The organism is Chryseobacterium phocaeense, assembly GCF_900169075.1.
Lineage (GTDB): Bacteria > Bacteroidota > Bacteroidia > Flavobacteriales > Weeksellaceae > Chryseobacterium > Chryseobacterium phocaeense.
Map to the genome: position 1 here is coordinate 611333 of NZ_LT827014.1, position 12636 is coordinate 623968.

10 protein-coding genes are annotated in these 12636 nt (G+C 40.1%); 5 read left to right on the top strand and 5 right to left on the bottom strand.

Annotation, left to right across the window (positions count from 1 at the left end):
* Positions 1-56: 56 nt before the first annotated feature.
* The 3 genes from B7E04_RS04325 to B7E04_RS04335 are packed head-to-tail and all read right to left on the bottom strand — an operon-like array spanning position 57 to position 4296.
* A complete protein-coding gene (locus B7E04_RS04325; protein WP_080777532.1) occupies positions 57-2432 on the bottom strand; it encodes a penicillin-binding protein 1A in 2376 nt (791 codons plus the stop codon).
* A 6-nt stretch (positions 2433-2438) separates the two neighbouring features.
* The gene (locus tag B7E04_RS04330; RefSeq protein WP_062651503.1) at positions 2439-2903 is read right to left on the bottom strand and encodes a gliding motility lipoprotein GldH; all 465 of its coding nucleotides are present in this window, start codon (positions 2901-2903) and stop codon (positions 2439-2441) included.
* Positions 2896-4296: a PSP1 domain-containing protein gene (locus B7E04_RS04335; RefSeq protein ID WP_080777533.1), complete on the bottom strand. Its 1401-nt coding sequence runs from the start codon at positions 4294-4296 to the stop codon at positions 2896-2898. The genes B7E04_RS04330 and B7E04_RS04335 overlap by 8 nt, the downstream gene beginning before the upstream one ends.
* A 279-nt stretch (positions 4297-4575) precedes the next feature.
* Here B7E04_RS04335 and B7E04_RS04340 point away from each other — a divergent pair, with 279 nt between their 5' ends.
* The 5 genes from B7E04_RS04340 (at position 4576) to B7E04_RS04360 (ending at position 10531) form a co-directional block, all read left to right on the top strand.
* Entirely contained in the window at positions 4576-5814 is a 1239-nt protein-coding gene (locus tag B7E04_RS04340; protein ID WP_080777534.1) for an OmpP1/FadL family transporter, read from the top strand.
* A 10-nt stretch (positions 5815-5824) separates the two neighbouring features.
* A complete protein-coding gene (locus B7E04_RS04345; RefSeq protein WP_080777535.1) occupies positions 5825-7375 on the top strand; it encodes an SGNH/GDSL hydrolase family protein in 1551 nt (516 codons plus the stop codon).
* An 84-nt stretch (positions 7376-7459) separates the two neighbouring features.
* Positions 7460-8398, top strand: a complete 939-nt coding sequence (locus B7E04_RS04350; RefSeq protein ID WP_080777536.1) for a ribose-phosphate pyrophosphokinase — start codon at positions 7460-7462, stop codon at positions 8396-8398.
* A 56-nt stretch (positions 8399-8454) separates the two neighbouring features.
* The gene (locus B7E04_RS04355; RefSeq protein WP_080777537.1) at positions 8455-9093 is read left to right on the top strand and encodes a 50S ribosomal protein L25/general stress protein Ctc; all 639 of its coding nucleotides are present in this window, start codon (positions 8455-8457) and stop codon (positions 9091-9093) included.
* Between the two features lie 217 nt (positions 9094-9310).
* On the top strand, positions 9311-10531 hold the full coding sequence (locus B7E04_RS04360) for a cysteine desulfurase (RefSeq protein ID WP_080777538.1): 1221 nt from the start codon (positions 9311-9313) through the stop codon (positions 10529-10531).
* Positions 10532-10667: 136 nt separating this feature from the next.
* Here B7E04_RS04360 and B7E04_RS04365 read toward each other — a convergent pair whose 3' ends face one another.
* Together B7E04_RS04365 and B7E04_RS04370 are read right to left on the bottom strand one after the other, a co-directional pair.
* Positions 10668-11666: a hypothetical protein gene (locus B7E04_RS04365; RefSeq protein WP_080777539.1), complete on the bottom strand. Its 999-nt coding sequence runs from the start codon at positions 11664-11666 to the stop codon at positions 10668-10670.
* A 4-nt stretch (positions 11667-11670) separates the two neighbouring features.
* Complete coding sequence (locus B7E04_RS04370) at positions 11671-12636, bottom strand: hypothetical protein (RefSeq protein ID WP_080777540.1); 966 nt, start codon at positions 12634-12636, stop codon at positions 11671-11673.

Below are 12636 nucleotides of genomic sequence, written 5' to 3' on the forward strand. Positions count from 1 at the left end.
TAAAAGAAAAGACCCTTCAAATTCATGAAAGGTCTTATGTATTGCTAAAAGAGAATTTATTTATTGAAATCTACCTCATCCGTAGAGTGGAGATTGTCATTGATATTTTCCTCTTTTTTGTCTGTATTATTTTTAGGTGTAGGATCTACTGGTCTTGGGTTTTTGATCTCGTCAATGGTCTGAAGTCCTCCGTCATCTCCATAGCCTTCACCTAAACCTTTAAGATTGGAACATCCGTCTTTCCAGTCAGATGGTCTTGTGAATTTATCATCAGGCGTAATTCCCAGAGATTTATCTGCCCAGACTTTTTTCATGAAGATGGCCCAGATTGGAAGTGCCATTTTCGCCCCCTGACCTTCACCGGTTCCGAAGAAGTGAGTAGCTCTGTCTTCCCAGCCTACCCAGGCTCCTGTTGCCAGTTTTGGAGTGATTCCCATAAACCAACCATCGGAGTTGTTCTGTGTAGTACCTGTTTTAGCAGCAATTTCCACACCTTTTGAGATGCCTCTTCTTCCCAATTCACCGGAAGCAGTACCATATTGGGTTACTCCTTTCATCAGCTCAATCATGGTGTAGGCATACATTGGGTTCATCACTTCTTTAGGTTCTACATTCACTTCCTTGATCACCCTTCCGTTGGCATCTTCAATCCTCCAGATCATTTCCGGTTTGTTGTAGTTTCCGTAATTGGCGAAAGTACTGTAGGCCCCAAGCATTTCATAAATGGTAATATCTGATGAACCTAAGGCAATGGTATTGTTTCTTGGGATATCTTCCGTCACCCCTAAGTCTCTTGCGGTCTGGATAACGGCATCTACACCCGTCATTTCAATAAGACGTGCCGCCACCGGGTTTTGAGAGTGGGCCAATGCATCTTTTAACGTAAGCATTCCCCCTCTTCCGGGAACATGCCATCCTTTGTGGTCATAAGTTCCGTTGGAAACCGTTGAACATGGTGTCATCCCCAGTTTCATAATAGCTGTAGCATATACGAAAGGCTTAAAGGTAGATCCTACCTGTCTTTTTCCTTGCTTGATGTGGTCATACTGGAAATGCTGCCAGTCTATACCACCTACCCATGCCTTGATCTCGCCGCTTCCGGGAACCATAGACATCAAACCTGCCTGGGCAATCTGTTTGTGATATCTGATGGAGTCCCAGGGAGACATTTCAACCTCTTCTTCTCCAGCCCATGTGAAACGTGAAGTTTTGATAGGTTTGTGGAATTCCAGTAAAATAGAATCTTCGGAAACTCCGGCAGCTTTCAGTTGTTTGTAACGGCCGGTTCTCTTCATGGCCTGGGTCATTACACTCGTCACCTGCTTATCTGTCAGGTAGTAAAAAGGTCTGTTTTTTCTGCCTCTCTGCTCAGCATCGAATCTTTTCTGAAGATCAGTTAAATGTTCCTTGATAGACTGCTCGGCATATTTCTGCATTTTGGAATCAAGGGTTACATATATTTTTAAACCGTCTTTGTATAAATTAAGCTTCTTGCCGGTTTCTTTTTCGTAGCCTTCAAGATACTTGTCGATTTCCTTTCTTAGATAGAATTTATAATAGGCAGAGTAGTCGTCATTGATATTTTTGATAGGATGATAATCTACCTCAACGGCGGTAGCGATTGCTTTATCATATGTTGCCTGGTCTATATATCCGGTTTCAAACATCTGCTGCAGAACCACATCTCTTCTTCTCTTGGAACGTTCCGGATTTCTCATTGGGTTGTTCGCAATCGGAGCTTCCAGCATCGCTACAAAAACTGCAGCTTCTGGAAGGGTAAGTTCGGACGTTGTTTTATTGAAATAGATCTTGGAAGCCATTTCAATACCATTCGCGTTATAGGTAAAGTCAAACTTATTGAAATATAAGGTAATGATTTCCTCTTTCGTATATCTTTTTTCAAGGCTTACGGCAACGGACCATTCTTTTAACTTCTGGATGACCCTTTTGATAGGATTTTTAGAAGGCTCTTTGGTGAACAATAACTTCGCCAGCTGCTGAGTGATTGTAGAACCCCCGCCACGGTCTCCACCATAACGTACGGCTCTCAGGATAGATTTTAAATCAATCCCGGAATGTTCTTTAAAACGCTCATCTTCTTTGGCCTGTAAAGCATAGATAAGATAAGGTGGCAGCTGTTTGTACGTAATAGGCTGGGTCTTTTCTTTTTCAAACTTTCCAAGCAAAACACCGTCCGATGAAATGATTTCAGAAGCCACATAGATATCAGGGTTTTCCAGTTCCTTTACATCAGGCATTTCTCCAAGAAAGCCCTGGGAAACGGCAAAGAAAAGTCCTGAAATACCTAAAACGACTGCAATGAGCCCGATCCAAATAAATCTAACCCATTTTTTCCAGGAGGTATTCTTTTTTTTGGGCGGAAGAGGGAAGGTTTTTCCCTTGTTTCCTGCGTTTTGTCTGTTGTCTTCCATTGATGGTTACGGTTTAGCCGTTTCTAGTTTTACTCCAACGTCTTCAATTCCCGGAAGGTTGTCATTTCTCATAGCCTGGATAAGGCCGATTTCATACTTTCCCTTAGCCGGAAATTTATAGTTCATTTTATACTGAAATAATGCTTCCTTCGTTTCACCAAAACCTGTACCAAGCCATTCGCCGTTTGGTTTTGCCAGTACATAATTCAGGGTATCTGTTTCCTTCTTTTTGTTCTGGAGATTGGTGAAATTTACAATAAACCTTATATTGCTGTAAGGATAAGAGTTGTTATTTCTTACAACAAATATAATATTTTTAGGATTCTGCGGATCTGAAACTTCAAGATTAAATTTTTGCTCACTTTTCTTATTCCATTTATTATTAACGGAATTCATAATGACATGTTCTTCCGAAGAAGACTGGCAGCTGAAGAAAAGGATAAGAGATAATAATCCTAAAATTTTACGCATTTTTATCTTTTTTTGGAGGGTATTTCTTTTTAAAATTTTTCTTGTTCGGATTGTGCTGTTTTTTCTCAGGATCTGAAGACGCATCAGCTTTTTCCGTTTGTGCTTTTGGCTGCGGCTTAGGCTGTTGTTTTTGTTGCGGTCTCTGCTGGTTCCCGGAGTTGGCATTAGGGTTTTCCTGTCTGTCCTGTCTTTCCGGACGCTCAGATCTTTCGGGTCTGTTTTTCTTTGGCCCTTGCCCCTGTTGTCCCTGCCCGTTGTTGGATCTGTTTTGATTCTGATTTCTGTTCCTGTTATTGCCCCTGTTCTTCTTTTCGAATCGGTCCACGTTGTTTTCCTGGATCAGGTCTATGGTCTGAAGTGAGGATTCAGGCTGCTTGAGTTCCTCCAAAGGAAGAATTTTTTCACCTCTTTTGTTTTTTGAGATTAATTTTTTAACAAGCTCAATATCAAAATCATACCATGCCATAGAACTGTCTACATACGCAAACCACATTTTCTTTTTGAAAACGTCTATTTTAATACAGAATGCTCTTCCTTTTTCGGTATCAAGGGTGGTAGATGAGGAAGGGAAGTTGCTCAGTGCATCAAGATAGCTGTCTAATTCGTAATTAAGACAGCATTTCAGCTTACCGCATTGTCCGGCAAGCTTTTGCGGGTTGATACTAAGCTGCTGGTATCTGGCCACATTGGTATTTACAGATCTGAAATCCGTAAGCCATGTGGAACAGCAGAGCTCTCTTCCGCATGATCCTATACCGCCTACTTTGGCTGCTTCCTGTCTGAAACCAATCTGCTTCATGTCTATTTTGGTTCTGAAAGCACCGGCGTATTCTTTAATCAGCTGTCTGAAATCTACGCGGTTATCAGCGGTATAATAAAAAGTGATCTTTGAAGAATCTCCCTGATATTCTACATCAGTGACCTTCATTTCAAGACCTATTCTATGGGCAATTTTTCTTGCTTCCAGCTTTACGCCGTCTTCCTTTTTCCGGGCTTCCTGCCAGACTTCAAGGTCTTTCTGGTTCGCCTGCCTGTATATTTTGAGTACCGATTCTTCAGAAGCTTTTTTCTTTTTCATCTGAATCTTTACTAATTCTCCGGTGAGGCTTACTACGCCTACATCGTGCCCCGGGCTTGATTCTACTGTTACTACGCTACCTATATGTAAAGGAATATTGTTTACATTTTTATAAAACGATTTTCTGTCATTTTTAAATCTAACTTCCACAAAATCACACCTGTTTGAAGATGGATTGTTGATGTTGGAAAGCCAGTCGAAAACACTTAATTTATAACTATTACCGCAGGTATTTACATTTTCACAGCCATTCGCGGTTTTTTTAGGTCCGCAGGAATGTGCAGAATCGCCGGATGTTTTGCATCCACAACTCATATAACTATTTTTTATAATCTTGCAAATTTATGTAAATTTATCTTTATGCAATTCTAAAATACCTAAATATTCAATATCGCTGTTGTTTAACATTAAACGTGAATTATGCGAGATATCATAAAAGTTCTTAAGTTACTATCTCAGATATGTTTAGCAAAAAGGATGGCTAAACTGTTATTTTAAACATAATTTTCTTTTATGATATTGTTTAAAATATTAAGAAAGATTAACAGATGTATTCAAAATAATTTTATATTTGGGTTATATAATAAACAGTCTATGAAAAAAATATTAGTATCAACTGCTTTATTGGCGGGTGTTTTATCTTACGCAGGAGGCTTCAGGGTATCTCTGCAGGGAGTGAAACAATTGGCCATGGCACATACTAGTGCTCATGCCGAAGATGCGAGTGTGGCATTCTTTAACCCGGCGGGTATGTCATTCATTCCTTCAAAACTGAGTATAGTGGCAGGAGGATTCGGGGCAAGTAATAAAGTTACTTTTCAAAACCTGAATACGCTGCAGAGTACGGAAACAGATAATCCTATTGGTACTCCGCTGTATGCTGCAGTTGCCTATAAACCGATAGAAAATTTATCCGTTGGTTTCAGTTTTACTACGCCTTTCGGAAGTACAATCCAATGGCCAAATGACTGGGAGGGGAAAGAAATGGTGCAGAAGCTGGAGCTTAAGAGCTTTTATTTTCAGCCGATGGTTTCTGTAAAACTGGCTCCCTGGGTATCATTTGGAGCAAGCTACATTTACGCAAAAGGGAAAGTAGACTGGGATAAAGCTGTAACGCAGTTCGGCGGAGAATTAAATATCAATGACGAAAAAGCAAGCGGAAGCGGATATGGATTCGGGTTCTATTTCAGACCGGATCCAAAAGTAGACGTGAGTATAGCATACCGTTCCCCTATTGATATGAAGGCTAAAAAAGGAACCGCTACATTCAAGTTCCCTTCGGCTTCTATCTATCCTCTGTTAGGACTTGACCCAAGTACAGGACAGGACAAATTTACAGCAACGCTTCCTTTGGTGGAGGAGTACACCATCGGTTTAACCTATAAAGTAACCCCGAAATGGTTAATTTCAGCTGACTTCAACTATCACGGATGGGAAAGATACAGCAAGCTGACTCTTGATTTTGCTAACGCCCCGGTTGGGAATCAGGCAGATCCTACCGTGCTGGTGGCTCCTAAAAACTTCAGAAATGCCAAAACATTCAGATTGGGTACCCAATATGCATTCACAGATATGATCTTTGGACGTCTGGGAGCTTACTATGATGAATCTCCTTATACTGATGAAAACTTTATTCCGGAAACCCCTTCATTCAATACCTATGTTATTACCGGAGGTTTAGGTTTCAAACTAAAGCAGTTTGGAGTGGATATCGCAGGAGGATATGCAATGCCTCAGGCCAGAGATGTTAAAAATGCAGCTCTTGGATTTAACGGACAGGCAAAAGCTAAAGCATTCTACTTTGGTCTAGGTTTATCTTACAACCCTTTTTAATTGAAAGACTATGAAAAAAATTATAATATCTACACTTGCCGTTTCCGCACTTCTTTTTACAACAAGTTGTGAAAATGATTTCGATACTGATGTAAAAGATATCCAGGTGACCAAAGGAGATGCAGACTTTACGAAGTATGTTTCTCTTGGAAATTCACTTACTTCAGGATACAGAGACGGTGCGCTTTATATTGACGGACAGAATGAGTCTTATCCTTCCATGATTGCCCAGCAGATGAGATTAGTGGGTGGGGGAGACTTCAAACAGCCACTGATGGCAGACAACAACGGAGGATTGATCCTGAATACCCTTGTGGGACCGGTTCAGATTGCCAATACCAAACTCTATATCAATAGTTTTATTGACGGGGCACCGGATCTGAAAAATGCCAATAATAATACTGCGACCACTTTAACCAATACTGTGTTAACAGGTCCTTTCAATAACCTTGGAGTTCCGGGGGCAAAAGTGGCTCACTTATTGGCAGACGGTTACGGAAACGTACTGAATGTTGCTGCAAAAACAGCTAACCCTTATTTCGTGAGATTTGCTTCAGAACCAACTACCTCTGTTATCAAAGACTTTAAAAAGCAGAATCCTACTTTCTTCTCCCTATGGATTGGAAACAATGATGCTCTGTTATATGCTCTGGCGGGTGCAGACAGCTCTGCTGAAACTTTAACGCCACCTGCTCAGTTTAACGGGTATTATAATGCACTGATTAATGAAATTGCAACCACCAATGCAAAAGGTGTGATCGCAAATATTCCAAGTGTGACAACAATTCCTGCTTTAACAACAATTCCTGTTAATCCTTTAACGGCATCCGTATTGGGAAGTGGAAATGTAACGGCTGGAAACGCAACCATTGATGCATTAAATGCTCAGCTTTATGGGCCGTTAAGTCAAATACTGACCGCATTGGGAGCTGGCGACAGAATTAAGCCGCTTTCCAAAACTGAGGCGAATCCTCTCCTGATCAAAGATGAAAACCTGCCATCATTAAGCGCACAGATAACTGCAGCGGCTACAGCTTCAGGAAATCCTACGCTTATGGCTTTGGCAGCTTATCTTGGAGCTACTTACGGACAGGCAAGACAGGCAAAAACAGGAGATCTTGTTCCATTAACCACCAAAGCGGAAATCGGGAAACTGGAAACCCTTCCTCCTGGAGTTCCTGCATCCCTCGGAGCAAGAGGAGTTGCTTATCCGTTTGCAGATAAATATATATTGACCGCAACTGAGGTTACAGAAATCAATACCGCAATTGCTGCTTATAACGTAACGATCCAGGCGGCGGCTACCGCAAAAGGATATGCTTTTGTAGATGCCAATAAGAAAATGACCGAATTGAGTGCCCAGTCAGGAATTTCCTATGACGGGGTAAGGTATACTGCTAAATTTGTAACAGGAGGTGCTTTCTCTTTAGATGGCGTTCACCTTACAGGAAGAGGCTATGCCGTTATTGCCAATGAATTTATAAAATCCATTAATGCCACCTACAGGTCTAGTTTACCACAGGTAGATCCTAATAAATATTCAGGGATAAAATTCCCTTAATGATACAGAAATTAAAAACTTAGAAACCACAGGAGTAATTCTTGTGGTTTTTTTTTAAATTTGCAAAATCTTTAAAAAGTAAAAATGGCCGACCAGTTAAGTTATCTATTCTGTACAAGAACCAGCAGGGACCTGGCAGAAAAAATTGCCCAGCATTATGGGAAAGAGTTAGGAAAAATCAACTTTCAGGAGTTCAGCGACGGTGAATTTGAGCCTGTTCTGGATGAATCCGTCAGAGGAGGAAGGGTTTTCCTGATTGGATCTACCTTCCCGCCAGCAGACAATCTTTTAGAACTTCTATTGATGATTGATGCAGCGAAAAGAGCTTCCGCAAAAAGCATTACTGTTGTAATTCCTTATTTCGGACTTGCAAGACAGGATAGAAAAGACAAACCGAGAGCTCCGATAGGTGCAAAACTGGTTGCTAATCTGTTAACTGCTGCAGGGGCAACAAGGATAATGACGATGGATCTTCACGCTGACCAGATTCAGGGGTTCTTCGAAATTCCTGTAGATCATCTGTATGCTTCTACTATTTTCGTAGACCATATCAAATCTCTGAACTTAGATAACCTTACGATTGCTTCCCCGGATATGGGAGGTGCAAAAAGAGCGAAAAACTATGCCGGACATTTAGGTGCTGAAGTAGTAATCGCCTATAAAGAAAGAAAAAAGGCAAATGTAGTAGAGGAAATGTTCCTTATTGGTGATGTGGTAGGCAAAAATGTAATCCTTATCGATGATATGATCGATACGGCGGGTACTCTTTGCAAAGCTGCAGAAATCCTGATAGAAAAAGGAGCAAAATCCGTAAGAGCAATGGCGACTCACGGAGTGCTTTCAGGTAAAGCTTACGATAATATTGAGAACTCCAAATTACTGGAAGTTATTGTAACTGACTCAATTCCTGTTAAAAATAATTTGTCATCTAAAATAAAAGTGCTATCTTGCGCCCCATTATTTGCAGACGTGATGAAGATGGTTCATGAACATCAATCAATTAGCAGTAAATTTGTTATTTAATTGATTTTTAGCAAATTGCAAAATTAAAACAGAACAATTTTTTAAATTTTTTATAAATGAAATCTATTACAATTCAAGGTACAAAAAGAGAAAGCGTGGGCAAAAAGTCGACAAAAGCTTTACGTGATGCTGAATTAGTTCCTTGTGTTGTTTATGGAGGTGAAGCCCCTTTGAACTTCTCTGCAGAAGAGAGAGCTTTCAAAGGATTGGTATACACTCCTGAAGCACACACGGTATCTATTGAGCTAGATGGGAAAACAATTCCTGCTGTTCTTCAGGATATTCAGTTCCACCCGATTACGGACAAAATTTTACACGTAGACTTCTATCAGTTATCTGACGATAAGCCGGTAGTTATGGAAGTTCCTGTAAGAATTACTGGACGTTCCAAAGGTGTTGTGGCTGGTGGTGTTTTACGTCAGTCTTTCAGAAAATTAAAAGTGAAAGCTATTCCTGCAAACTTACCGGATGAGATCGTTGTTGACGTTACTCCGTTAAGAATCGGTAACAAGCTTTATGTAGGAAGCATCAAAACTGAAGGATATTCTTTCGTTCACCCTGACAATGCAGTGGTAGTAGCTGTTAAGATGTCTAGAAATGCAATGAAAGGTGGTGCAGCAGCAGCTGAAGATGATGAAGAAGAAGAAGTTGCAGCAGAAGGAGCAGCTCCTGAAGCAGAGGCAGCAGCAGAATAATATTTGCTTACTCAACAATCTATATAAAACCTGTCAATTTATTGGCGGGTTTTTTATTTGTTACTAAAAGGTAAAATTGCAAATTTGCTTATTAGCCCTTCAGCCTTTTCGCCTTTTCGCGATTTTGCCTTTTCGCCATTTCAAAACCCTATCTCAGAAAAAAGCCGTAAATTTGAAGTGTTCTAAATAAGAGCCATCTAATTTAAAATTTTAATAAATGTTTGACATTCAGGAAATAAGAAGTCAGTTTACGATATTAAACAGAGAAGTGAATGGTAAACCTCTGGTTTACCTAGATAATGCAGCCACATCCCAGAAACCGGATTCTGTTTTGAAGATCTGGAATGAATATTACACCCAGCTTAATGCTAATGTTCATAGAGGAATCCATACATTAAGCCAGCTAGCTACAGAAGAAATGGAGCTTTCGAGAAGAAAAATCCAGAAATTCATCAACGCCAGGCATGATTTTGAAGTTATTTTTACCAAAGGAACTACAGAAGGCCTGAACCTCATCTCCTATATTTTAACGCAGAAGCTTAAAAAGGACGATGAGATTATCATTTCCTATCTGGAGCATCATTCCAATATTGTTCCATGGCAGCTGCTGTGTGAAAGAACCGGAGCGAAGCTCAGAGTAATCCCGATGGATGAAAATGGTATTCTTCAGCTGAATTATCTGGATGAATTTTTAAGTGAAAAAACCAAGGTGGTTTCTGTCAACCAGGTTTCCAATGCGTTGGGAATTGTCAATCCTATTGATGAGATTATTGCTAAGACAAGACAGAAATCAGGTGCTTATGTCGTAATCGATGGAGCTCAGTCTGCGCCTCACTTTGAGATTGATGTGCAGAAGATGGATTGTGATTTCTTTGTGTTTTCCGGTCACAAAATGTATGCCCCGATGGGTACCGGAATTTTATATGGAAAGCAGGAGATTCTGGAAGAGCTTCCGCCATTCCACGGAGGCGGGGAAATGATTGCTACGTGTTCTTTTGACGGGACTACTTATGCAGGACTTCCTTTTAAATATGAAGCCGGAACACCAAATGTGGGAGGAAATATTGCTTTGGGTGCTGCCGTTGATTTTATGAATAGTGTGGGAAGGCAAAACATTCAGAATCATGAAAATGCATTGCTGGAGTATGCCCAGAAAAAACTGCTGGAGCTGGATGGTATAAAGATTTATGGTGAAAAAGCAAAGAGAACGGGAGTAGTTTCCTTTAATCTGGAAGGGATAGGAATTGCATCTGATGTAGGGATGATCCTTGATAAAATGGGCATTGCCGTAAGAACGGGGCACCATTGTACACAACCTATCATGGACTTCTTCAATATAGCCGGAACGGTAAGAGCCAGTTTTGCGGTGTATAATACTTTTGAGGAAATCGATATTTTGATTGAAGGAGTTAAGAAAGCACAGCGAATGTTGAGCTGATAAATATGGCATTTATTTGAATAAAAAAGCAGCTATTCAGCTGCTTTTTTTGATAAAATTTGTAATAATTTGAGAATGTCCTAAAATGGAATATTTTTCTTATTGTTTTGGAATTAAAAATAGTTGAAGTATTAATTTAAAAGTTCATCACTAAAATATTCAGTCTGAATATTCCTGCCCAGTCGGTGGCATTACTACCATCTGTGTTAACAGGAATCTGATACATGTCTGTCCGTGCAACAATAACCCTGATGCGGGTTTTTCCATTGGTATGAGTCCAGATTTCATTAAAAGTAACGCTAAAGGTATCAATAGGGGTAAAGCTGCGGCTGACATTGTAGGGCTCATCCGGAAGATTTTGAGCAACAAGCTGTACCGTTACATTGTCTAGACTGAAAGCTGTACCCTGATATTCATAAACAATTTCCATTTTTGCAGGTGAACTTGATGTGGAGCCAATGCTTTTTTTACTTTCAATATACCAGTTGTTGCTTCTGAAATCGGCACTAGTGTTTGAGAAACCAGTCCAGTCGGCAACAGTACTGTGGGGAGGAATAATCATTTGTCCTCTGTATAGTTTTTTAATATTGGTATAAGGATTATTTGTAGGTTTCCATTGGGTTCCGTCATATTCCAACATCTGCCCTGATGACGGAGGTGTGCTTGATAGCGGAGTTCCCTGTAATGCGGTAACACGGGTGCTGTTAGAGTTTTGGCTGGTTGTTGCATCTCCTGTAAGAGCACTTCTTTCAAAAGAATTTCCGTTAAGGATTACAGAAGAGGAGCCTGTATATGCCACATTATTTGTTGCTCCTTTCATGGAAATCCATTTAGCTGAATTTGAATCATAGTAATAATATCCCGGAGAGGTTACATCAATGGTTTTAGCTTCAGGGATAGTTGTTTTTGAGGTGACATAAACAATAGCGGCATTTTGGGTGCCGGTATACTTAGAATCTCTTATCTTCAGGTCGTCCCCTGATAATCTTGGAGCAATAATTCCATCCGGTATATCAGTATTTACATTTTTTTCTATATGAAGAGTTCCCTCTGGGTTTGACGTGCCTATTCCTAACTGGCAGAAAGCATTTTTACTTAATAGTAAAGTGATACTTAGCGTTAATATATATTTCATCTTTTTAGTTGTAATTTGTAATCAATAAATTAGCTTTCATAGGTTCTTTCCATCCGGTGTTGAAGCTGTCTATTCTTGAATAGATGACGGTTAATCTTGTTTTTAGATTTCCGCCAACAGTGATGTTTGATAAAGGGTAATAAACAATTGAGAAAACGTTTGACCAAGCGGAGACATTATTAGTACTAGGGGTAATAAACACTGAAACTTTGTTAAGATTAAAGGCTGTCCCCTGATATTCATACGTTACTTTTAATTGTGCAGGAGTAAGATTGGTTGTATTATAATTTATTGATTCCTTGGATACGACCTGCCATCCGCCAAAATCATAGGTGGCAACCTGATGATTCGTAAAGTCCGAAACTCCCGATTCTGTACTGCTAACATATCTGTTTGGAGGGAGCGTTAGTACGGTCGCATACATTAATACACCAGGCTGTTTGGGAACCGATTTCCATTGCGTTCCGTCATATTCCAATATCTGACCTGATAATGGAGGAGTGTTGGATAACGGAGTTCCTTGTAATGCGGTAACACGGAGGTTATTTGAATTTTGGTTCGCTGTTGCATCTCCTGTAAGAGCACTTCTTTCAAAAGAATTCCCGGTAAGGGCTATAGAAGCGGAGCCAGTATAGGTGACGTTACTTGTTCCTCCTTTCATAGAAATCCATTTACCTGCATTTGCATCATAATAGTAGTATCCCGGAGAGGTTATATCTACAGTTTTTCCTTCCGGCAGGTTTGGTTTTGAAGTTACATATACAAAAGCCCCGTTTTTTGCGCTGTTATAAAGTAAATCTCTGGCTTTTAAGTCTTCTCCTGATAGTCTGGGAGCAATAAGTCCCTCCGCGATAATAAGATTTGGGTGCGGGTGGATATCAAGGGTCGCTTTTGGTGATTCCGTGTAGATTCCTAATTGGCTGTATGCTGTATTAAACAGCAATAATGTCGCGATATATAGTGCTTTCAT

Excerpts from the sequence above, each read along its gene's own strand:
- B7E04_RS04325 (WP_080777532.1), bottom strand. The coding sequence starts at position 2,432 with ATGGAAGACAACAGACAAAACGCAGGAAACAAGGGAAAAACCTTCCCT.
- B7E04_RS04330 (WP_062651503.1), bottom strand. The coding sequence starts at position 2,903 with ATGCGTAAAATTTTAGGATTATTATCTCTTATCCTTTTCTTCAGCTGC.
- B7E04_RS04335 (WP_080777533.1), bottom strand. The coding sequence starts at position 4,296 with ATGAGTTGTGGATGCAAAACATCCGGCGATTCTGCACATTCCTGCGGA.
- B7E04_RS04340 (WP_080777534.1), top strand. The coding sequence starts at position 4,576 with ATGAAAAAAATATTAGTATCAACTGCTTTATTGGCGGGTGTTTTATCT.
- B7E04_RS04345 (WP_080777535.1), top strand. The coding sequence starts at position 5,825 with ATGAAAAAAATTATAATATCTACACTTGCCGTTTCCGCACTTCTTTTT.
- B7E04_RS04350 (WP_080777536.1), top strand. The coding sequence starts at position 7,460 with ATGGCCGACCAGTTAAGTTATCTATTCTGTACAAGAACCAGCAGGGAC.
- B7E04_RS04355 (WP_080777537.1), top strand. The coding sequence starts at position 8,455 with ATGAAATCTATTACAATTCAAGGTACAAAAAGAGAAAGCGTGGGCAAA.
- B7E04_RS04360 (WP_080777538.1), top strand. The coding sequence starts at position 9,311 with ATGTTTGACATTCAGGAAATAAGAAGTCAGTTTACGATATTAAACAGA.
- B7E04_RS04365 (WP_080777539.1), bottom strand. The coding sequence starts at position 11,666 with ATGAAATATATATTAACGCTAAGTATCACTTTACTATTAAGTAAAAAT.
- B7E04_RS04370 (WP_080777540.1), bottom strand. The coding sequence starts at position 12,636 with ATGAAAGCACTATATATCGCGACATTATTGCTGTTTAATACAGCATAC.